Source organism: Labrys sp. KB_33_2 (genome assembly GCF_052114505.1).
In the GTDB taxonomy this organism is placed as follows: Bacteria; Pseudomonadota; Alphaproteobacteria; order Rhizobiales; family Labraceae; genus Labrys.
Window position 1 is genome coordinate 67,213 of the sequence record NZ_JBFREW010000008.1, and the last position, 25,784, is coordinate 92,996.

The 25,784-nt window shown below is 65.6% G+C and carries 25 protein-coding genes; 7 read left to right on the top strand and 18 right to left on the bottom strand.

Annotated features, from left to right (window positions below; all coding sequences use genetic code 11):
- Window positions 1-17 precede the first annotated feature (17 nt).
- Window positions 18-1,301, bottom strand: a complete 1,284-nt coding sequence (locus AB4037_RS15645; protein WP_441772139.1) for an MFS transporter — start codon at window positions 1,299-1,301, stop codon at window positions 18-20.
- 172 nt (window positions 1,302-1,473) lie between these two features.
- Here AB4037_RS15645 and AB4037_RS15650 point away from each other — a divergent pair, with 172 nt between their 5' ends.
- The gene (locus AB4037_RS15650; RefSeq protein WP_441772140.1) at window positions 1,474-2,085 is read left to right on the top strand and encodes a CGNR zinc finger domain-containing protein; all 612 of its coding nucleotides are present in this window, start codon (window positions 1,474-1,476) and stop codon (window positions 2,083-2,085) included.
- Window positions 2,086-2,101: 16 nt separating this feature from the next.
- On the opposite strand, the gene AB4037_RS15655 is transcribed toward AB4037_RS15650, so the two are convergent.
- The 4 genes from AB4037_RS15655 to AB4037_RS15670 form a co-directional block, all read right to left on the bottom strand.
- On the bottom strand, window positions 2,102-2,596 hold the full coding sequence (locus AB4037_RS15655) for a DoxX family protein (RefSeq protein ID WP_441772141.1): 495 nt from the start codon (window positions 2,594-2,596) through the stop codon (window positions 2,102-2,104).
- A 20-nt stretch (window positions 2,597-2,616) separates the two neighbouring features.
- Entirely contained in the window at window positions 2,617-3,372 is a 756-nt protein-coding gene (locus AB4037_RS15660; protein ID WP_434958998.1) for an HvfC/BufC family peptide modification chaperone, read from the bottom strand.
- A complete protein-coding gene (gene bufB / locus AB4037_RS15665) occupies window positions 3,372-4,235 on the bottom strand; it encodes an MNIO family bufferin maturase (protein ID WP_441772142.1) in 864 nt (287 codons plus the stop codon). Before bufB ends, AB4037_RS15660 begins: the two co-directional genes overlap by 1 nt.
- A gap of 71 nt (window positions 4,236-4,306) precedes the next feature.
- On the bottom strand, window positions 4,307-4,588 hold the full coding sequence (locus tag AB4037_RS15670; RefSeq protein WP_149252839.1) for a BufA1 family periplasmic bufferin-type metallophore: 282 nt from the start codon (window positions 4,586-4,588) through the stop codon (window positions 4,307-4,309).
- A 330-nt stretch (window positions 4,589-4,918) separates the two neighbouring features.
- Between AB4037_RS15670 and argC the strand changes: the two genes are divergently transcribed.
- Complete coding sequence (gene argC, locus AB4037_RS15675; RefSeq protein ID WP_441772143.1) at window positions 4,919-5,878, top strand: N-acetyl-gamma-glutamyl-phosphate reductase; 960 nt, start codon at window positions 4,919-4,921, stop codon at window positions 5,876-5,878.
- 357 nt (window positions 5,879-6,235) lie between these two features.
- Here the strand turns inward: argC and AB4037_RS15680 are convergent, their stop codons facing one another.
- Genes AB4037_RS15680 through AB4037_RS15690 form a run of 3 tightly spaced genes read right to left on the bottom strand, consistent with a single transcriptional unit; the run spans window position 6,236 to window position 8,599 of the window.
- The gene (locus AB4037_RS15680) at window positions 6,236-6,787 is read right to left on the bottom strand and encodes an AAA family ATPase (protein ID WP_441772144.1); all 552 of its coding nucleotides are present in this window, start codon (window positions 6,785-6,787) and stop codon (window positions 6,236-6,238) included.
- Window positions 6,784-7,677, bottom strand: a complete 894-nt coding sequence (locus AB4037_RS15685; RefSeq protein WP_441772145.1) for an ROK family protein — start codon at window positions 7,675-7,677, stop codon at window positions 6,784-6,786. Before AB4037_RS15685 ends, AB4037_RS15680 begins: the two co-directional genes overlap by 4 nt.
- Before the next feature lie 10 nt (window positions 7,678-7,687).
- Complete coding sequence (locus tag AB4037_RS15690; protein ID WP_441772146.1) at window positions 7,688-8,599, bottom strand: tagatose-bisphosphate aldolase; 912 nt, start codon at window positions 8,597-8,599, stop codon at window positions 7,688-7,690.
- Between the two features lie 211 nt (window positions 8,600-8,810).
- Here AB4037_RS15690 and AB4037_RS15695 point away from each other — a divergent pair, with 211 nt between their 5' ends.
- Together AB4037_RS15695 and AB4037_RS15700 are read left to right on the top strand one after the other, a co-directional pair.
- Window positions 8,811-9,704, top strand: coding sequence for a sugar-binding transcriptional regulator (locus AB4037_RS15695; protein ID WP_441772147.1), 894 nt, complete (start codon window positions 8,811-8,813; stop codon window positions 9,702-9,704).
- 92 nt (window positions 9,705-9,796) lie between these two features.
- Window positions 9,797-10,600: a hypothetical protein gene (locus tag AB4037_RS15700; protein WP_434958991.1), complete on the top strand. Its 804-nt coding sequence runs from the start codon at window positions 9,797-9,799 to the stop codon at window positions 10,598-10,600.
- A gap of 47 nt (window positions 10,601-10,647) precedes the next feature.
- On the opposite strand, the gene AB4037_RS15705 is transcribed toward AB4037_RS15700, so the two are convergent.
- From AB4037_RS15705 to AB4037_RS15720, 4 genes are read right to left on the bottom strand one after another with little or no spacing between them, the layout of a single operon-like run.
- Window positions 10,648-11,211 (bottom strand): sarcosine oxidase subunit gamma, encoded by a 564-nt coding sequence (locus tag AB4037_RS15705; RefSeq protein ID WP_441772148.1) that lies wholly within the window; start codon window positions 11,209-11,211, stop codon window positions 10,648-10,650.
- The gene (locus tag AB4037_RS15710) at window positions 11,204-14,209 is read right to left on the bottom strand and encodes a sarcosine oxidase subunit alpha family protein (protein WP_441772149.1); all 3,006 of its coding nucleotides are present in this window, start codon (window positions 14,207-14,209) and stop codon (window positions 11,204-11,206) included. The genes AB4037_RS15705 and AB4037_RS15710 overlap by 8 nt, the downstream gene beginning before the upstream one ends.
- Window positions 14,206-14,541 (bottom strand): sarcosine oxidase subunit delta, encoded by a 336-nt coding sequence (locus AB4037_RS15715; RefSeq protein WP_434958988.1) that lies wholly within the window; start codon window positions 14,539-14,541, stop codon window positions 14,206-14,208. Before AB4037_RS15715 ends, AB4037_RS15710 begins: the two co-directional genes overlap by 4 nt.
- Window positions 14,542-14,549: 8 nt before the next feature.
- Window positions 14,550-15,845: a sarcosine oxidase subunit beta gene (locus tag AB4037_RS15720; RefSeq protein WP_149255412.1), complete on the bottom strand. Its 1,296-nt coding sequence runs from the start codon at window positions 15,843-15,845 to the stop codon at window positions 14,550-14,552.
- Window positions 15,846-16,250: 405 nt separating this feature from the next.
- Between AB4037_RS15720 and AB4037_RS15725 the strand changes: the two genes are divergently transcribed.
- Window positions 16,251-17,249: a GlxA family transcriptional regulator gene (locus tag AB4037_RS15725; protein ID WP_434958987.1), complete on the top strand. Its 999-nt coding sequence runs from the start codon at window positions 16,251-16,253 to the stop codon at window positions 17,247-17,249.
- A gap of 20 nt (window positions 17,250-17,269) precedes the next feature.
- Complete coding sequence (locus AB4037_RS15730; protein ID WP_441772150.1) at window positions 17,270-17,725, top strand: hypothetical protein; 456 nt, start codon at window positions 17,270-17,272, stop codon at window positions 17,723-17,725.
- 39 nt (window positions 17,726-17,764) lie between these two features.
- Here AB4037_RS15730 and AB4037_RS15735 read toward each other — a convergent pair whose 3' ends face one another.
- From AB4037_RS15735 to AB4037_RS15750, 4 genes are all read right to left on the bottom strand, one after another.
- The gene (locus AB4037_RS15735; protein WP_434958985.1) at window positions 17,765-18,424 is read right to left on the bottom strand and encodes a DUF1345 domain-containing protein; all 660 of its coding nucleotides are present in this window, start codon (window positions 18,422-18,424) and stop codon (window positions 17,765-17,767) included.
- Window positions 18,425-18,470: 46 nt separating this feature from the next.
- The gene (locus AB4037_RS15740; protein ID WP_434958984.1) at window positions 18,471-19,382 is read right to left on the bottom strand and encodes a polyprenyl synthetase family protein; all 912 of its coding nucleotides are present in this window, start codon (window positions 19,380-19,382) and stop codon (window positions 18,471-18,473) included.
- 280 nt (window positions 19,383-19,662) lie between these two features.
- Window positions 19,663-20,388, bottom strand: coding sequence for an acetoacetyl-CoA reductase (phbB, locus tag AB4037_RS15745; RefSeq protein WP_441772151.1), 726 nt, complete (start codon window positions 20,386-20,388; stop codon window positions 19,663-19,665).
- A 244-nt stretch (window positions 20,389-20,632) separates the two neighbouring features.
- Window positions 20,633-21,805: an acetyl-CoA C-acetyltransferase gene (locus AB4037_RS15750; RefSeq protein WP_434958982.1), complete on the bottom strand. Its 1,173-nt coding sequence runs from the start codon at window positions 21,803-21,805 to the stop codon at window positions 20,633-20,635.
- A gap of 638 nt (window positions 21,806-22,443) precedes the next feature.
- Here AB4037_RS15750 and phaR point away from each other — a divergent pair.
- Window positions 22,444-23,055 carry a polyhydroxyalkanoate synthesis repressor PhaR gene (gene phaR, locus AB4037_RS15755; protein ID WP_434958981.1) on the top strand — a complete coding sequence of 204 codons (612 nt, stop codon included), beginning with the start codon at window positions 22,444-22,446 and terminating at the stop codon, window positions 23,053-23,055.
- Between the two features lie 45 nt (window positions 23,056-23,100).
- On the opposite strand, the gene AB4037_RS15760 is transcribed toward phaR, so the two are convergent.
- Together AB4037_RS15760 and AB4037_RS15765 are read right to left on the bottom strand one after the other, a co-directional pair.
- Window positions 23,101-24,819: a bifunctional diguanylate cyclase/phosphodiesterase gene (locus tag AB4037_RS15760; RefSeq protein ID WP_434958980.1), complete on the bottom strand. Its 1,719-nt coding sequence runs from the start codon at window positions 24,817-24,819 to the stop codon at window positions 23,101-23,103.
- Window positions 24,820-25,124: 305 nt separating this feature from the next.
- A complete protein-coding gene (locus tag AB4037_RS15765; RefSeq protein ID WP_322432528.1) occupies window positions 25,125-25,727 on the bottom strand; it encodes a TetR/AcrR family transcriptional regulator in 603 nt (200 codons plus the stop codon).
- Window positions 25,728-25,784 lie beyond the last annotated feature (57 nt).

A 25,784-nucleotide genomic window follows, 5' to 3' on the forward strand; every position in this document is an offset into this window, starting at 1 on the left:
CTTTCCGGTGCGACGTGTCAGCGCTCCCAACCCTTGCCGCGCGGCCAGGGCAGCAGGACGAAGCTGGCGATGCCGGCGGCCAACAGGACGATGATCACCACAAAGACGGGCGTGAAAGGATCGGCTTCCTGGGCCGCCGCGAAGGATCCCACCAGTCCCGTCAGCCATTGCATCACGGCGACGCCGAGGAAGATGGCGGTGTTGAACACGGCGAAGGCCCGGCCGACGACCTCCTCGACATAGGCGGCGCGGACATCGGCATATTGCAGGATGAAATAGCCGGTCATGAATCCGAGCAAGACCACCGCGATGACATCGACGAGGCTCGACGACTGCCCGGCCAAGGCCGCAAAAGCGGCAATGCAAAAGGCCGCGCTGGCGACGATCCAGTAGCGCCGGCCGCGATTGCCCGGCTTGAGCAGGCCGAAAACGGGTGGACCGAGCAGGGCTGCGACCGAGGTCGCCAGCATGATGTGCCCACTGACGACGAGGCCGAAGCCGTGCCGATCCATCAGCATCGGCACGGCCCACAGACCGCGCAAGGTGAGGAAGGCGGCATAGGAGACACCGCCGAGCAGCAGGATGCCGAGCGTATGCCTCTGCGCGAGAAGGGGACCTATCTCGGCAAAGGCGGCAAGCAGCCCCGGACGTTTGCGCTCACGACCGGGTTCGACCCTCTCGTCCGAAACCAGCAGGACATTCGCGGCCAGGACGATCGCCGACAGGATCGCCAGCACCAGGAAGCCAGCCCGCCAGGACCAGGTTTCGACCACGAAGGCGAGCGGTGTGCCGGTGATCAGCATGCCGATGCCGCTGAAGCTCAGCACCAGGCCGGAGAGCCGCGCAAATTGCGAGGCTGGATAGCGGTTGGTGACGAAGACGATGGCGCCGAGGAAAGCCGGCGCGCAGCCGATGCCGATCAGCACCTGGCTGGCGACGAGCACGGGCAGGTTCGGTGCGAACACGGACAGGAAGGAGCCGGCGCAGGCCAGCAGGAATGCCGCGCTGACGGTACGGCGCGGACCGAAAAGGTCGAGCGCGACGCCGATGGGAATCTGCGCCACCGCGAAGGACAAATGAAAGGCGCCGGCGAACAGCCCGATCTCTTGGGTGGAGGCGCCAAACTCCCGCTGCAACTCGCTGGCGAACAGGGTTGCGACCGTACGAAAGGCCTGGCTCATGGCCGCCACCGCGGAGAGGGCCGCGAGCATCGCCCAGAGCGGAATTGCGGCTTGTGCCCTGGCGTGGGGAACGGATCGCCGTTGGTCTTTCGGCACGGCTTTGCGAGCTTCGGTCAGCATGGCGCCCTCCTCGCATCGGTTTCATCAGGAATTTATAACCATCATGATGGTTATAGCATCGACCTCCTTGCCTTGACCGTCAACCCCCATGGGGGTTAGAAAAACCCAGCAGCCGTCAGCGTTGATCGAAAACCCGGCGGCTAGCCCCAGAGGCCAGAGGGAGGGAGCGAGTTTGCTGATTGCTCCGGTGCGCGCCGATCTCTGCATCGACTATGCCAATACCCGCTCCTGGCGGGGCCGCGAAAAGCCCGTCGAGCGGTTGAACGGCATGGCGGACCTGCTGGCCTGGACGGCGCGGCAGGGTGACGAGGTACCTCGGCTGGCCGAACAGGCGACGCATTGGTCGAAGGCGCATCCCACGGCGGCGGACCGGCTCTTCGACGAAGCCATCAGGCTTCGGGAGACGCTCTACCGCAGCCTCGCAGCGGTTGCGCAGAACCGGGGGGTAGAGGAGCAGGACTTCTTGGACCTGGCGCAGGCGATCGCACAGGCCCCGCCACGAAACCGTCTGGTCCGCTCGCAACAAGGCTATGCCTGGACCATCGGCGCCTTTGAACCAGCCGCCGCTTATCTGCTCGCCCCGGTGCTATGGTCGGCCGGCGATCTCATTCCCGCCGCCGAGCGTTACCGCATCCGGCGCTGCGCCAATCCCGAATGCCGCTTCCTGTTCCTCGACGAAAGCAAGAGCGGTACCCGCCGCTGGTGCGACATGGCCACCTGCGGCAATCGCGCCAAGGCCAGCCGGCATTATGCCAAGGTCAGGCAAAGCGACATCGGCTCATAGGCAACGCCGCCTCACCTCAGGCGAACGCGACCTTGCGGCCGGTCCAGCGGGCGATCAGGGCGTCGAGGGAGAAGAAGCCGCCGCCGAACTTGGCGAGATAGAGGGCGCAGACCATCCAGGGCAGGTGCTCGTTGTAATGGTCGGGATAGACGAAGAGCTGGATCACCAGCGCCATGCCGAACAGGCCGAGGCCGCCGAGCCGCGTCGCCAGCCCGATAAGAACCAGCACGGAGAACACGCTCTCGCCCAGCAGGGCCAGATGGGCGGCGAACTCCGGCGGCAGCAGCGGGAGCTTGTATTCTTCCTGGAAGAGATAGACGGCGCTGTCCGACAGGGAGAACAGCGTGCCGTCAGCCACCTTGGTGCGCGCCGACCACCAGAACACCCGGAACAGGGCGATACGGGCGATCAGGGCGATCAGCCAATGCGGGATCAGCGTGAAGAGGTGGATCAGGCGATCCGCCAATCCCGGTGCTGCCGGGCCGGGGGATGCGAATGTCGTGCGGGTCATGGCAACACTCTCCGGCAGGTTCAGATCTCGAAGCGGCGGGCGATGCCGGCCGCAACCAGCCCCGCAATGGCGGCGGCTAGGTCGAAATCAGGGGTTTCGGCGAAAGCAGCCTCTGCCGCCGCCTCCAAGGGGTGCCGGGCCAGCAGGGTGGCCAGGAAGGCATGGCCGCCCGGCGGCAGGATCTGCACCTCGACATCGAGGCGGGGACGGGTCACCAGCACGTCTTCGCCGGACCAATCCGCGATCTCCCGCGCCTCGCCGCCGGCATTCATCTGCCAGATCGTCGCCACCGGGAAGGCCGAACGCAGGAGACGCGCCGCCGGATGGATCTCGACCCGCACTTCGTGCAGCCGTGCAGGATCGAGGCCGCTGAGGGCGGCCGGCGAGGCAGGCTCGGCATCGGCGGCGTGATAGGCCTGGGCCCGGGCAATCTCCAGGCGCATCACGTCGGGCAGATAGGCGACCGCCCGCGCCGGCTCGAAGGCTTCGGTAAAGGCCGGCAGATGATTGCCGTAATCGAGAAGCAGCGGCGAGCGCGGCGGATGCTCGCGCGCAAAGCGGATGGCGAGGGCCCGGAAGAAGTCGGCGCCGACGATGGCGATCGAGGCCGGAAAGCGGCTCTCCAGTGCCGCGGCGAGGCCGAGCGCGACATTGTCGCGATAGACGGCGAAGCGCCGGTGCGGCGCCACGCCATTATGGGCGGCGAGCCCCTGCGGCAGCGCGGCGGCCGGGTCGAGCACGGCCTGCCGGAACGAGGATTGCATCTTGGCGAGCATCAGGCGGCCCTCGCTCGCATGACCCGTGCCATCGCGGCCTCGGCAAGCGCGGCCTCGCGGGCCAGCACCGGCCAGTCCGGCACGTCATTGTCCCATTCGATCAGGGTCGGCAGCCGCCCGGTCCGGGCGATGACGCGTTCATAGAGCGCCCAGACCGGATCGGCGACCGGCCGGTCATGGGCGTCGATCAAGAGCGGCGCGCCGGCATCGTCGACCGTCTCGGCATGGCCGGCGAGATGGATCTCGCCGACGAGATCAAGCGGGAAGCGATCGAGATAAGCTTCGGGCGAGGTCGCGTGATTGGTAGCGGAGACGAAGACATTGTTGATGTCGAGCAGCAGGCCGCAGCCGGTACGCCCCGCGATCTCGCGCAGGAAATCGGTCTCCTCGATGGTGCTCTCCTCGAACAGGAGATAGGTCGAGGGATTCTCCAGGAGCATGGGCCGCCCCAGCGTCTCCTGCACCTCATCGATATGCGCGCAGATACGCTGCAATGTTTCGGTGGTATAGGGCACCGGCAGGAGATCGTTGAGGAAGACCTCCTCATGGCTCGACCAGGCCAGGTGCTCCGAAAAGCTCGCCGGGCGATAGCGTTGTTCGAGCGCCTTCAGCCGGGCGAGATGATCCTTGTCCAGCGGCCGCGCCGCGCCGATCGACAGGCCGACGCCGTGCAGCGACAGTGAGTAGTTCTCGCAGATGGCCCGAAGCTGGGCATGCGGCGGACCGCCGGCACCCATGTAATTCTCGGCATGAACCTCGAAGAAGCCGATGTCGGGCCGGGTCGCGAGAATGGTCTCGACATGCTCCGGCTTGAGCCCGGCGCCGGCGCGCAATGGCAGGGTCGTGCTGGTTGCTTTGCTCATGGCGTTCTCCGAGATGGGGAGGGCGCGGGAGCCATCGCCGTGAGGCGACGAGAGCCCCCGCGAGCTCGATATCAGCTCTTGACGGGCGTCAGCGAGCCCATGCCCGTCGGGGTCTTCATGGTGACGCAGCTGCCCTTGGGCACCAGCTTGAAGGACTGGCCGTCATAGTCGATCGTCGACGTGCCTGCACAGGAATGGGCACCGGCCGCGCAGTCGTTCTGGCCCTTGAGGGCGACGCCGTAGCACTTCTCCTTGGAATCGTCGGCCCTGGCGGGAGCCGACAGCAAAGCGGCGGCGCTGGCGACGGCGCCGGCGAGAGCGAAGGCGGTGCTGGCCTTGGTGAACACGGACATGGGAGTTTCCTTCTGTTGCTGGATGGCGGAAACGGCCTGTCGCCGCTCCGCATGAACAGGACTATGACCCGCTCCGGCAGCGGAGCCAAATCAAGTGAGCGTGCCGAAAACCACACTTTTTGCGCTAAAACATGTGATTCCAGCCGCTGTAACGATATTCGTCGCCACAGCGTAAGTTGTTACCTCGTCGTTCCGAAGATGAGGATCAGGGTATGATCCGCGCGCGCCGGGAAGGACCTGCCCCATCGATCCGACATTGACAGTGACACCTCTTGCTCCGATATAGCCAGCGTTCCCGACAGCCCGCCTCTCCTCAAAGGAGGATCAGACATGGCCGCCCTCTCCGATCTCGCCGAAAAGCCGCACCAGGCCGGCGCCGTCCGTACCGTCTTCATCGACGGCGAAGCCGGCACCACGGGCCTGGGCATCCGCGAGCGATTGGCGTCGGTGGCGCGCATTGCCCTGCGCAGCATCGCGCCGGAACTGCGCAAGGACGTCGCGGCGAAGAAGGCGCTCCTGGCCGAAGTCGACCTCGTGGTGCTCTGCCTGCCCGATGCCGCCGCCAAGGAAACGGTGGCGCTGATCGGTGAACTCGACGGCCGCAAGCCCAAGGTGCTGGACGCCTCGACCGCCCATCGCGTCGCCCCCGGCTGGGTCTATGGCTTTGCCGAACTGGCGCCGGACCAGGCCGCCAGGATCGCAAGCGCCAGCCACGTCGCCAATCCCGGCTGCTACCCCACCGGGGCGATCGCCCTCCTGCGGCCGCTGGTCGATGCCGGCGTGATCCCGCAGGACTATCCCGTCACCGTCAATGCGGTGAGCGGCTATTCCGGCGGCGGCAAGTCGATGATCGAGGCCTATGAGGCCGGTACCGCGCCGTCCTTCGAACTCTACGGCCTGACACTCGAGCATAAGCATGTGCCGGAACTGCAGGCCTATACCGGCCTGACGCGCCGGCCGATCTTCGTGCCTTCCGTCGGCAATTTCCGCCAAGGCATGCTGGTCTCGGTGCCGCTGCATCTCGACACGCTGACGGGCAAGCCGAAGGCAGCGGAGCTGCATGCGATTCTCGCCGACTATTATGCCCGTGCCAAGTTGGTGAACGTGGAGCCGCTGGACGGTGCCGGCAAGATCGAGGCGGAAGCGCTCAACGACACCGACCGGCTGGAGCTTCGCGTCTTCCCGAACGAAGCCCATCGCCAGGCGGTGCTGGTGGCGCGGCTGGACAATCTCGGCAAGGGCGCTTCCGGCGCGGCCGTGCAGAACATCCAGCTGATGCTGGGCGTCTGAGTACGCCTGCAGTCGGACCGGGCTTCTCGCGCAGGGGCCAGGAGTCCGCATAGCACTCGGCCAGGCCGAATAAAGCCGGATAATCCCTCCCCGGTTTCGGGGAAGGTGGCCTCGCGAAGCGAGGTCGAGTGGGGGCAAGTGGCACGACCTGCCATTCTACTGCCCTCGAAGCGCCCCTCCCCCTTCCGTCACTGCTCCGCAGCGACGACAGGAACATCTTCACTTTCGAAGATGTTCCGGACTTCCCCGCAACCGGGGAAGGATCACCCACGCTTCATTCTCGAAGCATCGGATGTGTATCTGCCCCTGTTCGCGGCGGAGCATGGCGGTCTCATCGCACGATGCGAGGCATACCGCTCACCCGACCAAAACCTGATCCAGCCAGGCCAGCAGTTCCGCTTCGTCGAAGCCTGCTGCGGTGTCGATATCGAACAGCGGACCGCGCCTGAGCGGTTCGGCGCGCTGCGCCAATGCCACCAGCTCGGGCAGGAAGGCCTCACCGGGATGGCCGGCATGGCGGGATGACAGGCGGGCGCGATAGCGTTCCACCAGGATGTCCGGCGGGGCATGGCACCAGATCTCCGCCGTGAGGCCGATCCCGGCCTGGGCAAGATAATCTTCCAGCACCTCGCGGGGCTGGAAGCCGAACCAGGCGTCCACCACGAAGGTCATGCCATCGGGTGCATCGCCGACGATCGACCAGATCGCCTGCGAGCTCGCCCGGCCGAGCTTGCGGTTATAGTCACGATCGCCCACGCCGAGATGGTCGAAGAACGGCTCCTTTACCGTATCGAGGCCGAGAATGGCCCAGCCGCGCGCATCGGCGACGAGGCGGGCAACGGAACTCTTGCCGCTGGCGGGAACGCCGTTGACCAGAACCGCCTTCTTCATGCGCAAGACCTTCTTCATGGACCTGCCTCCCGCCTGCCGGCCAGGGCTGCCCCGATCACGCCGGCATCGTCACCCAACGTCGCGGCGGCAACCGGGCATTGATACCAGGCCGACAAGGCCGGCACGGTCTGCAGGGCAACCTCAGCGGCCTTGCCGAGGCCGCCGCCGAGCAGGACCAGCGCCGGATCGAAGGCCGCCACCAGGCTGTCGATGGCGGCGCGCAGCGGCTCGGCCCAGGCCCTGATGACGGCCTCCGCCTGCCTGTCCCCATCGAGGCGAAGGCCAAGCAACTGGCCGGCCGTGATGTCCGCCGGCAGGCCGGCTTCGCGGATATGCCGCCCCAGCGCCGTGCCGGAACTGGTGGTCTCCACGCAGCCGCGCCGGCCGCAGGCGCAGGGCAGGCCACCGACAACGACGGTGACATGGCCGAACTGGCCGGCGCTGCGCCGGCCGCGTAACACCCTGCCCTCCAGCGCCACGGCGCCGCCGATACCGGTTCCGATCGTCAGCATCGCCACATTGGCGGTTCCCCGCGCCGCGCCGACAGCCATTTCGCCGACCAGCGCCATGTTGCAGTCATTGTCGACGAAGATCCGCTTGCCGGTAAGTTCGGCCAGCACGGACGCGAGCGGCACGCTCGACAGATCGACATAGCCGCCCGAGAGAACCTCGCCGCGCAGCGCATCCACCCGGCCGGGCACGCCGATGCCGATGCTACCCACGGCGGGACTGTCGAGGCGGTCGATCATCTCGGCCAGCCTGTCGACGAGGGCCAGGGGTTCCGCCACGGTGCGCTCGGCGAGCCGTTGCAGGATCTCGCCTCCCGCCGCCACCCGCGCGGCCCTCAGATTGGTGCCGCCGATATCGATGCCGATCGCCTCGGGCTCAACCTCGGACTTGCTTGGCATGACCGGCCTCTCAGGCGGCTTGCGCCTTGACGAAATGTCGCTCGATCACCGCTTGGATCTCGCGCAGGCGTGGCACCGCGACGTTGCGCAGCCTGTCGGCCTGCACCGCGCGGTCGAGCGAGATGCAATCCTTCCATAGCGCCCGGCCGGCAATCACGCCCGAAGCGCCTTTGCGCATCGCGGTCTCGACCTGGCCGAGGAAGGTCGCATGGTCGACGCCGGCCGACAGCACGGCCCAGGGCACGCCACCGGCAAGGCGGGAAACCGCGGCGCAGGCCTCCGCATGGCCGGGAAATGGCAGCTTCAATACTTTCGAACCGAGATCGAGGCAGATGCGGGTGCCCTCCACCACCAGTTCCGGGATCTTGGCCGCATGATCCTCGCGGCTTTCGCCGGGCAGGTCATAGGTGAGGAACTCCACCACCAGCAGCAGGTCCTCGCGGGCGAAATCCTCGATGCAGCGGCGCAGGATCTCGATGTTGTGGGCGTTGGCCTCGGGCCTGTCAGCCCGCAGATAGACCATGATCTTGCCGCCGGTGCCGCCGAGCTCGCGTACGCGGCGGGCATCGATGCCGGGCACCAGGCGCGAGAGGCGATAGCCTTCCGGCGAGCGGTCGAAGCCGGACGCGTCGAGCCCGATCAGCAGCGCCACGTCCCGCGCCAGCACACCATCGTCCACCACCTTGGGCACGGCGCAGAGAGGATCGAGCAGTACGCAGGACGCCTCGTTGGCGAGATGGCGCACGATGTCGGCCTTGGTCTCGCCGAGCATCGCATCGCTGATCGCCGCCTGGTCGGCCGGGTCGCTCGCCAGGATGGTGCGCATGCCGCCGCGCTGGTCGCATGCGATCACCATCATGGCGCCATTGCCACCGCAGATCTGTCGGTAGCCGCGATATTCCGCCGTCGTCATCGCCGCCATGGCGTTCTTCTCCCTTTGCCTCGGCAGCTTCCATCGCGGCCGTTGCTTGTTTCCTGTCGAGCGGGTAGCGATCTTGCGATGGCAGGCCGAGAGACCGGTCAGCGATGTTCTTCCCTCTCTGTCATCATCGATGTAACATATTTCTGAAAGGAATTGCAAACTGTCGGACAGCCTGACCAGCGACGCCTCGGCCACCCGCAAGACGCTGCACATGGTGGCGCGCCTTCACTATGAATCCGACCTGTCGCAGGTCGAGATCGCCCGGCGCCTCGGCCTGTCGACGGCGACCATCTCGCGGCTGCTCCGCCGCGCGCGGGATGAAGGCATCGTCCGCATCGAGATCCGAGATTTCACCGCTCCCGAGGACCTGACCCGCGAGCTCGTCGAGGCCTTAGGCCTGCATAGGGCGGCGCTGGTGGAGACCAGCGAGGTCGGATTGCTGGCGTCGCTGGCCCAGCCCATCGGCACGCTGCTGAAGGAAGCCGGGCTGAAGGACGGCTCGGTGCTCGCCATCGGCTGGGGCCGCGCCATCCGCGAGGTGATCCGCGCCGGGCTGCCCAGCATACCGGGCGTGATCACGGTGCCCGCGACCGGCGGCATGCAGCAGCCGGCCCCCCATTTCCAGATCAGCGAATTCGTGCGGCTGGCGGCCGAGCAACTCGGCGGCACGCCCCAATTCATCCACGCGCCCTATCTGCCGTCGCAGGAATATCGCGACGCCTTCGTCAACGATCCCACCATCCGCGACCAGATCGCGCTGTGGGACCGCATCGATGCCGCGCTGGTGGGTGTCGGCCTGCCGCATGGGGTCGATCCGGTGCACGCCGGCGCCGCCACTTCGAGCGAACGCGCTTTGGTGCAGGCGGCTGGCGACGTGATCCGGCATTATTTCGACGAGGAGGGCAATCTGGTGCCCTGGGACGGCGACGAGCGCCTGATCGCGGTGTCGCCGGAGCAATTGCGGGCCGTCCCTCTCGTCATCGGTGTGGCCGTTTCCCCCGCCAAGGCGAAGTCGATCATCGGCGCCGTACGGGCAAGGCTGATCAACGCCGTCGTGACCGATACCGCGACGGCCGAAGCCATACTTGCTCTGCTGCGGGGATAACCGCTCGAGAAGCCAGCGCCACGCCTTTCCTTCCCCCCGCCATGGAGGCCGGGGCCCTTGCGGTCGGGCTCAAGCTGAATCAGGATGGAAGCATGACCTCCCGTCCAAGCCGCACCGCCTCTCGCCACAACCCGCCCAGGGTTCTCATCCTGACCCCTATCAAGGACGCTGCCGATCTAGCGGAAACCTACCTGCAGAACCTCGAACGCCTGACCTATCCGAGCAAGGCGCTTTCGCTCGGCTTTCTGGAGAGCGACAGCCGCGATGGCACGCAGGAAGCTTTCCGGGCCATCGCCGACAAGCTCTCCAGGCGATTCAGGCGAACCGGCTTCTGGAAGAAGGATTTCGCCTTCCACATTCCCGACAACGTCCCCCGCTGGGCGCCCGACATCCAGACCCAGCGGCGCGCCGTGCTTGCCCGCAGCCGCAACCACCTGCTCTTCAATGCCCTCGCGGACGAGGACTGGGTGCTGTGGCTGGATGTCGACGTGGTCGAGTTTCCCGCCGACCTGATCGAGACGCTGCTATCCTACGACAAGGACATCCTTCAGCCCCATTGCGTGCTGCGCTATGGCGGCCCGACCTTCGACAAGAATGGCTGGCGCGACCACGGCCAATATTATCTGGAGCATCTGCGAGAGGAGGGTGAGATCGTTCCGCTCGACGCGGTCGGCGGCACCGTGCTGCTGGTGAGGGCCGATATCCACCGCGACGGCCTGATCTTTCCGCCCTTCTATTACGGCGAGCGCAATCCACTGGCGCGGGGCACCAAGGCCTATATCGAAACCTCCAGCTTCGGAGAGATCGAAACCGAGGGATTGGGCATGATGGCCGCCGATATGGGCCTGACCTGCTGGGGCCTGCCGCATCTCGAGGTCCGCCATCGCAACAAATAGGCGGTGCGTTTCCAAGAGCCGGCTGAAAGCCGGCGGTCCCAGGAAGGTTACTTCACATATTCCCGCGCGGCCTGCTCGAGCTGGCCATGTAAATAGTCGGTGAAGGAACGCCAGACCTCGACGTGGAAATCGCTCGCCCCCTTGCGCCACAGCACGATCTCCGCCTTGGCGTAGAGCGTGCGCGTGGCGGTGCCGACGGGAAAGGCCTTGGGGTCGAGATCCAGCATGACGCCGGCATTCAGCACATCGGCGGCCAGCGAACCCGAGAGCAGGACGCCGATATTGCGGTGGCTGACATCCACCAGCGAATGGGGCTCCTGGACGGCGGCCTCGATGGCGGCATAGGCCTCGGCCTCGCCATTCTCCGGCGCAAGCAGCAGCCACTCGTCCGGGCCGAGCTTGAAGGCGGTGCGCGTGCCGTCGGTGGTGGCGGTGTTGATTGCCGTCGGCAGGGTCAGTCCGAAGGCCTGGCCGGCCGCGGCCGCAGCGCTGTCCGGTCCGCGCAGCACCAGACGGGCGCCGCGTGGCGCCGCCTCGATGGTGAGGCGGCTGCGGGCGGTGATCGGCGCGATGCCGTCGAGCGGATCGCGGCGGGTTGCAGTATCAGCCATTGAGCCGCGCTCCTTCCTTGTCGATGAAGATAGGGTCGACCACCGTCACGGCGATCGAGCCGCCGGGCATCGGCACATAGACCGTCTCGCCATAGCGCGAACGGCCACGCTCGAGATTGGCGAGGGCGATGGAGCGGCCGAGATTGGCGCTCCAATAGGCCGAGGTGACATGGCCGAGGGCATGCTCGCCGAGGGCGGGCTGCGCCACCTCGGTGATCTGGGCGCCCTCTTCCAGCACCACGCCGGGATCGACGGTGGCGAGTCCGACGAACTGCTTGCGGTTGGGATCCTGCAAATCAGGCCGCATCAGGCCGCGCTTGCCGACAAAGTCCGCCTTGGCCTTGCCCACGGCCCAGCCGACGCCAGCTTCGTCCGGGGTCAGCGTGCCGTCGGTATCCTGGCCGACGATGATGTAGCCCTTCTCGGCGCGCAGCACATGCATCGCCTCGGTGCCATAGGCGCAGCCATCATATTTGACGACCTCGGCATGGATGGCTTGCCACACCGCACGGCCATAGGCCGCCGGCACGTTCACCTCGAAGCCAGCCTCGCCGGTGAAGCTCATGCGGAACAGCCGGGTGGGAACGCCGCAGATGCGGCCCTCCTTCACCGACATGTGCGGCATGCCGTCCTTGGAGATGTCAATACCCTCGACCAGGGGCGCCAGCACGTCGCGGGCATGCGGCCCCTGCACGGCGATGACGGCCCATTGCTCGGTGGTGGAGGTGAACCAGACCTTGAGGTCGGTCCACTCGGTCTGGAGATAGTCCTCCATATGCGAAAGCACGCGAGGCGCCCCGCCCGTGGTGGTGGTGACATGGAAGCGGTCCGGAGCCATGCGGCCGACCACGCCGTCGTCATAGACGAAGCCGTCGTCGCGGGTCATGATGCCGTAGCGCAGGCGGCCCGGCTCCAGCTTCATGAACGGGTTGACATAGATGCGGTGCATGAACTCCGCCGCATCCGGGCCGACGACCTCGATCTTGCCAAGCGTGGTCGCGTCGAACATGCCGACCTTGTCGCGCACCGTCTTGCACTCGCGATTGACCGCGTCATGCATGCTCTCCCCGGCGCGAGGATAATACCAGGCGCGTTTCCACAGGCCGACATCCTCGAACACTGCGCCCAGTTCGACCTCGGCCTCGTGCATCGGGGTCTTGCGCACGGGATCGAAAAGGTCCCCGCGCGCCGTGCCGGCGAACAGGCCGAAGCTGGTCGGGGTATAGGGTGGGCGGAAAGTTGTCAGGCCGACCTGCGGCACCTTCTTGTCAATAGCCTTGGCGGCGATCGCCAGCGCATTGATGTTGGAGGTCTTGCCCTGGTCGGTCGCCATGCCCGTGGTGGTGTAGCGCTTGACATGCTCGATCGAGCGAAAGCCCTCGCGCGTCGCCAGCTTGATGTCCTTGGCGGTGACATCGTGCTGGAAGTCGACGAAGGCCTTGACCTTGGCGGCATTGCGGTCATGCGGCAAGGCGCCGGTGTAGAACCCTTCGGGAGAGGTCTCGCCATCGACGTCGAAGGTCTTGAGCGCGCCCCTGTCGAAACCGGCATCGCGCCCGGCCTCGTGGCCGGCGGCAAAGCCGTCATTGATCACCGCGCCGAAGTCGAACACGCCGCGGCAGGCGCCGGCGGAGCGCTCCTCGTCGCGGGCAAAGCCCGGCACGAAGATCTGCTTGGCTTCGTCATAACGCAGCTTGCCGCGCGACTGCGAGAACAGGTGCACCGTCGGCGTCCAGCCGCCCGACATCAGCACAAGATCGCAGGAGACGGTCTCACGATCACTGACGCTGACGCCATCCGTGGCGACCCGGCCAAGCCTGACCGCATTGACACGCAAGCGCCCGCTGGTGCCCATCATCGTCGCGCCGAGGTTGACGCGGATGCCGGCCTCCCGGGCAGCACCGACCAGCGCGCCGCCATCGGTCCTGATATCGGCGATCACGGCGATCTCGACGCCGGCGGCCTTGAGGTCGAGCGCGGCCTGGTAGGCGGTGTCGCAGGCGGTAAACACCACCGCGCGGTTGCCCGGCTTGACGCCGTAGCGGTTGACATAGGTGCGGGCCGCATCGGCCAGCATGATGCCCGGACGGTCGTTCTCCGGGAACACCAGGGGACGCTCGATCGCACCGGCTGCGATGACGACCTGTTTGGCGCGCACCTGCCAGAGCCGTTCGCGCGGCGTGCGGGCTTCCGGCTGGGCCACATGGTCGGTCAGCCTTTCGGCCAGCGCGACGAAATTGTCCGAATACCAGCCGAAGGCGGTGGTGCGCGGCATCAGCCGGACACGATCGTTGAGGGCCAGCGACATGATGATGTCGGTGGCCCAGTCGCGCGCCGCCCGGCCTTCGATGGTGGCCGTGGTCTCCGTCAGCAGCGAGCCGCCGAGCTCGGCTTGCTCGTCGACCAGGATCACCGAGGCGCCGGTCTCGGCCGCGGCGATGGTGGCCGCCAGGCCCGCCGGCCCGGAGCCCACCACCAGCACGTCGCAATGGGCATAGCGGTTGAGGTAGCGGTCGGGATCGGCCACCTTGGGCGCCTCGCCGAAGCCGGCGGCAGCGCGGATCCTGGGCTCGTAGACCTTCTTCCAGAAGCTCTGCGGCCACATGAAGGTCTTGTAGTAGAAGCCCGAGGCCAGGAAGGGCGACATCGCGTCGTTGACGGCGCCGGCATCGAATTTCAGCGAAGGCCAGCGATTCTGGCTTGTCGCGACGAGGCCTTCATAGAGCTCGACCTGCGTGGCGCGCAGATTGGGCGTGGTGCGTCCGGCATCCCGGATCACCGTCACCATCGCATTCGCCTCTTCCGAACCTGATGACATGATGCCGCGCGGCCGGTGATATTTGAAGGAGCGGCCGATCAGGTGCACGCCATTGGCGAGCAAAGCGGAGGCGAGCGTATCGCCACGCACGCCCTGATAGGCGATGCCGTCGAAGGTGAAGTTGATCGGCTTGGCGCGATCGATGCGGCCGCCGGCCGCCGTACGGAGAGAGGCGGTCACGCGCGCGCCTCCTTATTGGAGGGCGTGGCGGCGGCAAGCTCGGCGGCGAGCGCCGCCAGATCGGGCTTGGGCTCGCCCTGCTTGTAGGTCTTCACGAACTTGTCGGTCACGGTATGGCGCACGGCGTTGAAGAAGCGTGCGCAGCCATGCACATGGCGCCAGCGCTCGGCGATCAGCCCCTTGGGATTGGAGCGTGTGTAGAGGAAGCCTTCCCAGACCTCGTCCGTCGGATTGTCGGCGAAGGCGGGGCGGGCGATATGCGCCTCGCCCATGTTGCGGAACTCCAGTTCCGGGCGATCCTGTTCGCAATAAGGGCAGCGAATGAGCAGCATGACGGTCCTCAGTGCGCGACGGCGGCGGCGGCCGCTTCGTCGATCAGGCGTCCGGTGCGGAAGCGATCGAGAGTGAAGGGAGCGGCGATCGGATGGGGTTCGCCTGTCGCCACCGTATGGGCGAAGACGTGGCCCGAGCCCGGCGTCGCCTTGAAGCCGCCCGTGCCCCAGCCGCAATTGACGAACAGGCCAGGTACCGGGGTCTTCGAGAGGATGGGCGAGCGATCGGGCGTGACGTCGACGATACCGCCCCAGTTGCGCATCATGCGGGTGCGGCGAACCACCGGGAAAAGCTCGCAGATCGCGTCCAGCGTGTGGGCCGCGATGTGCAGGCCGCCCGTCTGCGAATAGGAGACATATTGGTCGGTTCCGGCACCGATGACGAGGTCGCCCTTGTCCGATTGCGACATATAGGCATGCACGGTGTTCGACATCACCACGCAGGGCATGATCGGCTTCAACGGCTCCGACACCAACGCCTGCAGAGGATAGCTTTCCAGCGGCATGCGCACGCCGGCCATGTCCATCACCACCGAGGTGTGGCCAGCGGCGACGACGCCGAGCTTCTTGGTCCGGATCGTGCCCCTGGAGGTCTCCACCCCGGAGACGGCGCCTGAGGCATCGCGCAGGATGCCGGTAACCTCGCAGTTCTGGATGATGTCGACGCCCAGCGCATCGGCGGCGCGGGCATAGCCCCAAGCCACCGCGTCGTGGCGAGCGACGCCGCCGCGCCTTTGCAGGGCGGCGCCCATGATCGGATAGCGGATGTCCTTGGAGATGTTGAGGATCGGACAGAATTCCTTCGCCTCTTCCGGCGTCAGCCATTCATTGTCGATGCCGGCCAGGCGATTGGCATGGATATGGCGCTTGAATACCTGGATGTCGTGCACATTGTGCGCCAGCATCATCACGCCGCGGGCCGAATACATCACGTTGTAGTTCAGCACCTGGGACAGGTTCTGCCACAGCTTCATCGCGTGGTCGTAGAGCTTGCCGCTCTCCTCCCACAGATAGTTGGAGCGGATGATGGTGGTGTTGCGGCCGGTATTGCCGCCGCCCAGCCAGCCCTTTTCGAGCACGGCGATATTGGTCATGCCATGCTCGGCAGCCATGTAATAGGCGGTGGCGAGGCCATGCCCGCCGGCGCCGATGATGATGGCGTCGTAGCTGGCCTTCGGTTCGGGCGAGCGCCATTGCTCGGGCCAGTCCTGATGACCACGCAGCGCATTGCGCGCCAGGGAAAAGACAGAAAACCGCACGTGTTGCCGCCCGTTGGATGGAGTCTTGAATGGGGCGACTATCATCACCCCGGCCGGGGCCAGTCTAGCACGGAAGCGACGCGCCTTTTGTCGCATTGGAAGAAATTGCACAAAAGGCGCTATCTTCCATGCCCCGTAAAGGACGCATTTGGGATAGTATTTGACCATTGGGTCGCATCCGAATATCTCATACTTGTCAATTTACGACATTAAACGCGACATATGGTCGGCCCCACATCAGAATTCTTCAAAAAATGTCGCAATATCGTCTCGGTTCGTCGTTTCGAAGAACGCGGTACAAACCGCCCCGCAACCGACGCTTTTGACCACAATGGGCGCGTAGATGCCCGATGCCATCATGAGGGCGAGCGCTCCGTCTGGTGCGCTTTCCCGCCTCCGTCACGCTTCGTACCGCCGGCCCCCCGGCGGAGGTCCCAGGGAGAATCGCGTATGAATATCCGGCCGGATATCGGCGCCACGCATACCGTCGGCCTTCTGCTCACCCCCAACTTCTCGATGATCGCTTTCGCGGCGGCTGTGGAGGTCCTGCGCCTGACGAATTACGTCACCGGCGCCAAGGCCTTCGCCTGGCGGCTCTATTCGCCTGACGGCCAGCCGATCGAGGCGTCGAACGGGGTGGCATTGGCGGTCGACGGTTCCTATGCCGATGTCGGGCCGATGCCGGAGATCATCGTGTGCTCCGGCATGGACGTGCAGAAATACGATCACGGCTCGCTGATCGCCAAGCTGCGCAAGCTCGCCTTCTACGGCGTCTCGATCGGCGCCGTATGCACGGGCACCTATATCCTTGCCAAGGCCGGTCTGCTCGACGGCCATCGCTGCGCCATCCATTGGGAAAACTACGACAGCTTCCGCGAGGAATTCCCTGAGATCGATGCCACGCAGGAACTGTTCGAGATCGACCGCAATCGCTTCACCTGCGCGGGCGGCACCGCCTCGATCGACATGATGCTGGCGCTGATCACCGCCAAGAAAGGTGCTGTCATCAGCGCCCTCGTTACCGACGAACTCATCCATCATCGCATGCGCGATTCCCACGAGCGCCAGCGCATGGAACTGCGCGCGCGTTTGGGCGTCTCCCATCCCAAGCTCCTCGCCGTGATCGGCGAGATGGACAAGCGCCTGGAACGTCCGGTGTCCTGCGCCCAACTCGCCCGGACCGTGCGCCTGTCGCCACGCCAGCTCGAACGGCTGTTCCAGCGCTATCTCGATACCACGCCGACCCGCTACTATCTCGAAATGCGCCTCAACCGCGCCCGCCAGCTCCTGCGCCAGACCTCGATGCCGATCCTTTCGGTGGGCCTGGCCTGCGGCTTCGTCTCCGCCTCGCACTTCTCCAAATGCTATTCCGAGCATTTCGACCGCACGCCGTCCGAGGAGCGCAAGGGCATGCGGGTGGAACGCAACGTGGCGACCGCCATCGCCTGACCGCGCGCATGCAAAGCCGAATGGTTCTGATCGTCAGGCTCGCTATCGCCACGGCAATGCTGGTGGCGATGCCGGCTGCCGCGATTGCCATGGCTGAGGACTCCGATGGACCGACGGCCATGCTCAAGGTCGGCGGCAAGGCCGGCCCCCTGAGTTGCTGGTCCAGGCCCATCCCCTGCCGGACGGCATCCGGCGAGCCGGATTACTGTTCCAAGCCCGCTCCTTGTCCTGCAGGGACCAGGACCATTCAGCTCGAAGGCGGGGAGGGCAAGCCGGCGATCTACGCCGGCGTCGCGCCGCCCCCCATCGCGGCGGCGGATGGAAACCATGAGGTAATGCGGCACGCGGTCGGCCGGGCCTGGAAGGCCGGACGATGCCTTGTCGTGTTCGGTCGCTTTACGCGCAGTGGTGCCGTTGCCGCACCACTCCTATCGGTCGAACGCGTTGTCGGTCCCTGCAGCAGTCCGCAACGCTAATGGAGGCAGGCTTTTCCTGGAAAGGCTGCGACGCCGCCGTCAGTTCCCACCCAGCAACCCGGCCGCGATGTTGATCGCCAGGGCCAGGATGGTGGCGTTGAAGAAGAACGAGAACACCGCATGGGCGGCGACGATGCGGCGCATCGGCCGCGAACGCAGATTGGTGTCCGACGTCGCCGAGGAAGCCCCGATCGCTACGGAAAAATAGACGAAATCCCAATAATCCGGCGGTTCGGGGTCACCGCCGAAATCCAGGCTCGGTTTACCCGGCCGGCCGCCGTCATTGTAATAGATATGGGCGTAATGGATGGCGAAGATGGTATGGATGAAGAACCAGGAACAGACGATGGTCGCCACCATCAGCGGCAATGACAGGCTATCGCTGTCAGCCTGGTTCTTGGTTGCCTGAAGCTCGAAGATCACCCCGGCAAAGCTGGTGGCGGCGGCCAGCATCGACAGGATCAGAATGGTCACGGCACCTTCGTCAAGGGAATCAGCCCGGTGGCTGAAGCGATCCGGTGGCAGGCGCGACAGCTTGTAGCTGACGATGACGACGAAAATCGCGGTGGCTAGGCACCACCCTGCCAACAGGCGTTCGAGCCAGGGCAGGCCCGGTATGACGAGACCAAGAGCCATGCCAGCGACGAGGCTCCAGAGCAGGACCGGCCTGGCGGTCAGCGGACGTAGGAAATGCCTCACCTCAGTGGTCTCGCTCGCCGTCTCGCGTGGAGCCCCACTTGGAATCTCACTTGCGCCTGTCCGCCGTGAAGCGGGCGGCGGCGCGCAGGATATCCGCCTCGGCACCAAAACCGGCAAGGGCGCCGAGGGCATCGCCGGTAAGACGCTCGAGCTCGGCCCGTGCCTTGTCCACGCCCCACAGGCTGACCAATGTCGCCTTGCCGCGGTCGGCATCCTTGCCGGTGGCCTTGCCAAGCTCCGCGCTCGAGGCTTCGATGTCGAGAATGTCGTCGGCGATCTGGAAGGCGGCGCCCAGAGCGCGTCCATAGGACAGCAGGGTCTGATAAACCGGCGCATCGGCACGCCCGATGACCGCACCCATCTCCACCGCGCACGACAGGATCGCGCCCGTTTTCATCGCCTGGAGCTGGGCGATGGCCTGCGCCGAGAGCTCGGCTGTTCCTTCGAAACGCCCTTCCGCCTCGAGGTCCAGCATCTGGCCACCGGCCATGCCCGCACCGCCGGCGGCCTTGGCCAGCAGGCGCACCAGTTCGGCCCGCATGCCCGCATCGGTGCCGGTCGCGGCATCCGCAAGGGTCTCGAAGGCCAGGGTCTGCAACGCATCCCCGGCCAGGATGGCGGTGGCCTCGTCATAGGCAAGATGCAGCGTCGGCTTGCCACGCCGCAACGCGTCGTCATCCATCGCCGGCAGATCGTCATGAGCGAGGCTATAGACATGCACAAGCTCGATCGCCGCACCCGCACGCAGAGCGGTAGTCTGATCGCCCTTCAGGAGGCGAGCCGTTTCGACCACCAGGAAGGGGCGCAGCCGCTTGCCACCGCCCAGAACCGCATAGCGCATCGCGCCCAGCAGCCGTGCCGGCACCGGCGGCGTGGTGGCGACGTCGAAGATCGCCACCAGCACATCTTCGATCTCACTGGCGACGGAGGCGAGGCGGTGATGGAAATCGATGGTCATGGATTGCTCATAGGAACTTTCCTCTCCTAGAGCAAAGCGCGTTTAGATGGAAACGCTTGTTTGCTCTAACTCCTTGGTTCCAAGCCAATCCAATGGATTGGCTAGAGCGTCTTTGCGATTCTTGGCGATTCCGCCAAATCGCAAAACGCTTTAGCCCGGGAAAGGATGACGCAAGATTATCGGCAAGCAGTTTCTGACGGCTGCGCTGATGGAACGCGAAACGGGTCGCCGCGTTCCATCGATCGTCTCACATCCCACTGGAGAGTTGCGCTGCCCTGCCTCAGGCCAGGTACTGCCCGCCATTGATGCTGAGCGTCGAACCGGTGATATAGCCGGCATCGTCGGAGGCCAGGAACACCACGGCGCGGGCGATTTCGTCAGGCTGACCCAGCCGACCTGTCGGAATCAGCGGCAGAATGCGCGTTTCCAGCACTTTGGGATCGATCGCCTGCACCATCTCGGTGCCGATATAGCCGGGCGCGATCACATTGGCGGTGATGCCCTTGGCCGCGCCTTCCAGGGCCAGTGCCTTGACGAAGCCGATATCGCCGGCCTTGGCCGCGGAATAATTGACCTGCCCCGCCTGCCCCTTCTGGCCGTTGATCGAGGAGATCACGACCACCCGGCCAAAACCGCGATTGCGCATGCCTTCGATGACCGGGCGGGTCATGTTGAACAGGCTGTCGAGATTGGTGCGGATGACGGCGGACCACTGATCCTTGCTCATCTTGTGAAAGAAGCCGTCGCGGGTAATGCCGGCATTGTTGACCAGGATGTCGACCGGACCGAGATCCTTCTCCACCTGTGCCACGCCGGCAGCACAGGCATCGAAATCGCCGACGTCCCACTTGTAGGTTGCAATGCCGGTTTCGGCCTTGAACTTGGCCGCTGCCTCGTCATTGCCGGCATAACTGGCGGCAACCGTGTGGCCGGCTGCCTTGAGCGCCCTGGAGATGGCCGCGCCGATGCCACGCGTTCCGCCGGTGACGATTGCAACTCTGGTCATGGTGCCTCCTTGGTAACGATGGTGTTCTTCATTGGACTAAGGCGTTTTGCGATTTTAGGGAGTCACGAACCGGCCTTCGCCCCTAAGGACCTGCCCGACGCGTACCTCCCCTCCCCTGCACGGGAAGGGGCCGAGGTCGAGGGCATCCCCCGTTCCTCCAACGGAGAAAGCCCTTGTTTCCAGCGTCTCGACGATCCGATGAATTCTCCGGATCGCAAAACGCTTCGGTATCGCCGTGAACCGATCAGCGCTCGACGGTCAGGGCGATGCCCATGCCGCCGCCGATGCACAGCGTGGCGATGCCCTTCTTGCCGCCACGGCGAGCAAGCTCATGCAGCAGCGTGACCAGCACGCGGGCGCCGGAGGCACCGATCGGATGGCCGATGGCGATGGCGCCGCCATTGACGTTCACGATGGCGGGATCCCAGCCCATGTCCTTGTTGACGGCCAGGGCCTGCGCCGCGAAGGCTTCGTTGGCCTCGACCAGGTCGAGATCCTTGACGCTCCAGCCCGCCTTTTCGAGCGCCTTGCGCGAGGCTGGGATCGGCCCGGTGCCCATGATGGCGGGATCGACGCCAGCGGTAGCCCAGGAAGCGATGCGGGCGAGCGGGGTGAGGCCGCGACGCTCGGCATCCTTGGCGCTCATCAGCACCACGGCGGCCGCGCCGTCATTGAGGCCGGAGGCGTTGCCGGCAGTCACCGTGCCGTCCTTGCTGAAGGCCGGGCGCAGCTTGGCCATGCCGTCGAGCGTGGCACCGTGGCGGGGATATTCGTCGGTATCCACGATGACGTCGCCCTTGCGGCCGGGAATCGTGATCGCGACGATCTCATCCTTGAAGCGCCCCGCGTTCTGGGCGGCCTCGGCCTTGTTCTGGGAGGCGACGGCGAAAGCGTCCTGTTCCTCGCGGGTGAGTTGCCAGCGTGCCGCGATATTCTCGGCGGTCGTGCCCATATGATAGCCCTGGAAAGCGTCGAGCAGGCCGTCCTTGAGCATGGAATCCAGGAACTTCACGTCACCCATCTTGGCGCCGGCGCGCAGATGCGCGACATGCGGCGCCAGCGACATCGATTCCTGGCCGCCAGCCACGATGACCGAGGCATCGCCATTGGCGATCTGCTGCAGGCCGAGGCCGACCGCGCGCAGACCCGAGCCGCAGAGTTGGTTGAGGCCGAAAGCGGTCTTCTCCTGGGGCACGCCAGCCGCCATCGCCGCCTGTCGAGCCGGATTCTGGCCGCCACCCGCGCTCAGCACCTGGCCGAGGATGACTTCGTCGACCTCGCCGGCCTCTACCTTGGCACGGGCCAACGCTTCCTTGACGGCCGCCGCACCGAGCGTGTGAGCCGGTGTTGCCGCGAAGGCGCCGTTGAAGGAGCCGACCGGTGTGCGTGCGGCGCTGACGATGACGACATCACTCATGGCAATTTCACTCCTCTAATGTTCCGTTTTGCAGCGGCCCGATGGACCAACTCTTTCCGAAGCAGAATTTACCTGCTTCATCCCCGCTGGGATGAAGCAGGTAAATTCTGCAAATCTCCCAAGTCCTGGAGATTGCGCCTGCAGATTACGGTTGAGCGGATCTGTGATCCGCTCAACCGTAATCTGCCTGGGCATATGGGACGCTTGGCGCGCCGCCGTCAATGCGCCAGGTGAGTTTACCGCGCTTGCACAAAGATGTTTTCGCGACCGCGAAAAGAGCCTAGATTTGTCAGACCGTGGGGGTGATCATCCCTCCAGGAGAGGGGTTCCGGAACGGGATACCGCCCCCGGGCCGGAGGCCGTCACGGGAATACCGGGGTGGTTCGGAATTTCCAGGCTTGCCCAGGCGGGCCGGTTCGGAAATTCTCCGTGATCGATTTCGAGGCAAACTCTCCGGCATCGCCGTCACGGGCCTGCCCGGGGGGATTTGTCCAGGCAGATTGAGTTTGATCTGGTCTCGGAACCGACCAAACTCAATCTGCAGGATCGGAAACGTTTGCAGAGTCCGCACGCTTCCCCCACAGATGGGGCAAGCATGTGAATTGTGCAAGGCAGGGACGAGCGTAAGGGGCAGTAGGATGGCGAAAGCTAAAGAGCCGACCACGATCAAGAAATACGCCAATCGGCGCCTCTACAACACGGGTACCTCGACCTATGTCACGCTCGAAGATCTCGGCACCATGGTCAAGGCCGGCGAGGATTTCGTGGTCCACGACGCCAAGACCAATGAGGACATCACCCGCCAGGTCCTCACCCAGATCATCTTCGAGCAGGAGAACAAGGGCCAGAACCTGCTGCCGATCACCTTCCTGCGCCAGTTGATCCGCTTCTATGGCGACAGCATGCAGGCGCTGGTGCCGAGCTTCCTCGAATTCTCCATCGACAATCTCACGCGCGACCAGCAGAAGCTGCGCGAGCAGATGACGCAGCATCTTACCAGCGGCTGGGGCCAGGCGCCCTGGGTCAATGGCGGTTTCGGCGCGCTCGAGGAACAGGCCCGCAACAATATGGTGGCCTTCCAGCGCGCCTTCCGCCTGTTCTCGCCTTTCACGCAGCAGGCCGGCGGCGAAGACGCGAAGGAGCCGGCCGCGACCGCGACCTCCAAGAGCAGCGACGATCTCGACACGCTGAAGAAGGAACTGGCGGAGATGAAGTCGCGCCTCGACCGCATCAGCGACGAGAAGAAGTAGGGCAATACTTCCCTTCTCTCCTTATGAGAGAAGGAAGGCCGTGCCTCAGGTTCCGGTCAGCGCCATTGGCGCTTGGCGGCCAGCATCGCGCAGGCGCGGCAATTCCAGCCGGAGCGTGCCCGCCACCGTCCCCATCAGGCGGCTACAACCCCAGTTCAGGAGCTGGCGTGCGATGACCTCGTCATCCACCCATTCGGCCGCCATGTCGAAGCCATGCCGCGCGCCGGCCTCGATCAGGCTGCGCAGTGCGAAACGGCCCTGCGCGACCTGATCGGCCATTTCGACCAGCACGCCGTTGAGCGTCACCTGGCCGACTTCGAGAGCCTGGAGTTCGGCGAAATCGAGATGGCCGCCGCCGAAGCCGCCAATGCCGAGTCGCGCGCCGGAGGCGCGGATCGCCCGGCAATAGCGACCATTATTGTCGAGGTCGGCCTTGGCCAGCGCCTCGTCGAGTTCGATGGTCAAACGCTGGAAGCTGTCGCCCGGTCCCCGGCGCGGATCGACGACGACCGGCAGGGGCAGGATCAATTCGACGCCGGGATGGCGGTCGAGCACCACGCCGGCAAGGTCCACCAGCCGCAAGGCGAGCCGGCGAGCGAGCGCACGGTCGCAGGCCGGGGTCAGCCAAGCCGGTTGCAAAGACGCCGGTTGCAATGTGGTGGACGCCGCCGCCTCGGCATTGCCAGGCAGCCGGATGAAGGCGCGGGCCCGGAATAACTGCCGTCCTGCCGGCTGGGCCGCCAGCACCGGCTCGAAACCGAGGAAGATGCGGTCTTCGTTGAGTGCCAGCGCCAAGCGTTGCGCCGCATTCGCCGAAGCGACCTGATGGTCGCCTTCCGCGAAGATCGCGATACCGCCCGGTGTCTCGCGCTCGCAGCGGTCGAGGGCCTGCTGGGCCGCGTGCAAGGCCGTGCCGGCGGTCTCCGTCGCGGGCGCGATATGGACGGCCCCGATCGACACCGTCGGCTGGATCGCGCCCTCTTCCGCCTCGACGGTCACGCGCTCGACCACCTGCTGGAAGCGTTCGGCCGCCGCCCGCACGTCCCCGGCCTGGCAACCGGGCAACATCAAAGCGAATTTGCCGTCCGCAATGCTGGTAAGGCTGTCGCCGATGCGCAGCACGCTGCGCAAGCCGCGCATCACCTGGGCGCAGACGCGATCCGCCACCACGGCGCCGAAGGCACCGTGAATGGCACCGAGCCGGTCGACGGTCGCCAGGAACAACCCGGCCTGCCGGCCCTCGGCACAGGCGGTGGCCAGGGCGGTGGCGAAAAAGCGGTCGTGAATGCCGATCACCGCCTGGGCTGATGCCGCCGCCTCGTCTTCCGGGCATTCAGCCACGACACGCACCAGGCCGCGCGCGACCACCGGGCGCCCATCCGGCCCGGCGAACCAGCGCCCACGATCCTCGATCCAGCGTTTCCGGCCGGCCGCATGCGGACGATAGCTGTAGCGCAGGCAGTAGGGCGCGCCCTCTCCCGTTCCCCCATGCGGGCTCTGGAGGATGGCTTCATGCCGGCCGCCGGGCCGGTCGAGATCGATCAGGAGGGCAAAAGCCTTGCCGTCGGCAATGTCGGCGGCGGCACGCACGCCCAGCACGGCGGACGCTCCGGCTCCCCACGCGAGGCGGTCGGTCTCCAGGCACCATTCGTAACTGGCCTGGCCAAGAGCGCCGAGAAGGGTCTGGGGCGCGAGAAGAACCTGGGGATCGAGGGTCGGCTGATCGACACAAGTGCCGGAAACCGGCACGGCACTATCATACATGCTTCGCGTCCTGCGCCCACTGCATCGGGCGTGAAAGGGGAAGCAAGATCAATGCCATTGAATGATTAATAGGTCGGAAAGAGGGAGCTGGGGAGGGCAGACTTCTAGCCTATAGGTGCCTAGGTCGAGCAAACAGGCGCGATTACGGAGGGTCGATCCCCCGAGCTCCATCAAGGGAGGAAGCGAGATCGACATCTGGGAAACGTCATGTGCAATGGCAGGCGAAAATGGTCGATCTGGAAATCGCCCCTCCATGCTGCCTGCGTTTCGACTCGCAAAGCTAGCGCCTGTGGGCCTCCAGGACCCTATACACTGCCGGCCACCATGGCGCGGATCACCACGCGCAGCAACCGGGCAAGACGCTGGTCGAGCTCGAGCCGATTGGCGTCGCGATCAGCAGCGATCGCCGCCGGATCGATGAAGCGGTGCAGGGCGTCACCAAGAAAGGCGATCAACCTCTCGTTCGAGCGGGCGCGAAAGAGTTCGATGGAACGCCCTTCGTCGACGACACGCTCGATCAGGCTGCGGATGCGGCGGCGATGCTTGCGCACCACCGCGCGGTTCTCGCCGATCGCCGACAGCCAGGCTGCATAGAGATTGGGCTCCTGGTCGAGGCGCTCGCGATAAAGCCGCGCCAGCAACAGCATCATGCGCTCCAACTTGTCGTCGGCCGGGTCGGGGGCGTCGGCGACCACGGCGAGCTGGGTCTCCACCGCCTTGTGCCAATCGGCGGTAACGGCATCGATCAGCGCGTCCTTGGAGGCGAAATAGCGATAGACAGCGGCATGGCTGACCTGAGCCTCGCGCGCGACCGACACCACCGAGGTCCGCTCAAGCCCGTGCTTGCGGACATGATCGGTGGCGATGTCCAAAAGGCGCGCGCCGGTCGGTTCGCTCTTGCCGCCCATGCCCTACCTCCGATGCAGCTTCCTCTTGATCGCGCCCATGGCACGAACAAGAGGAAG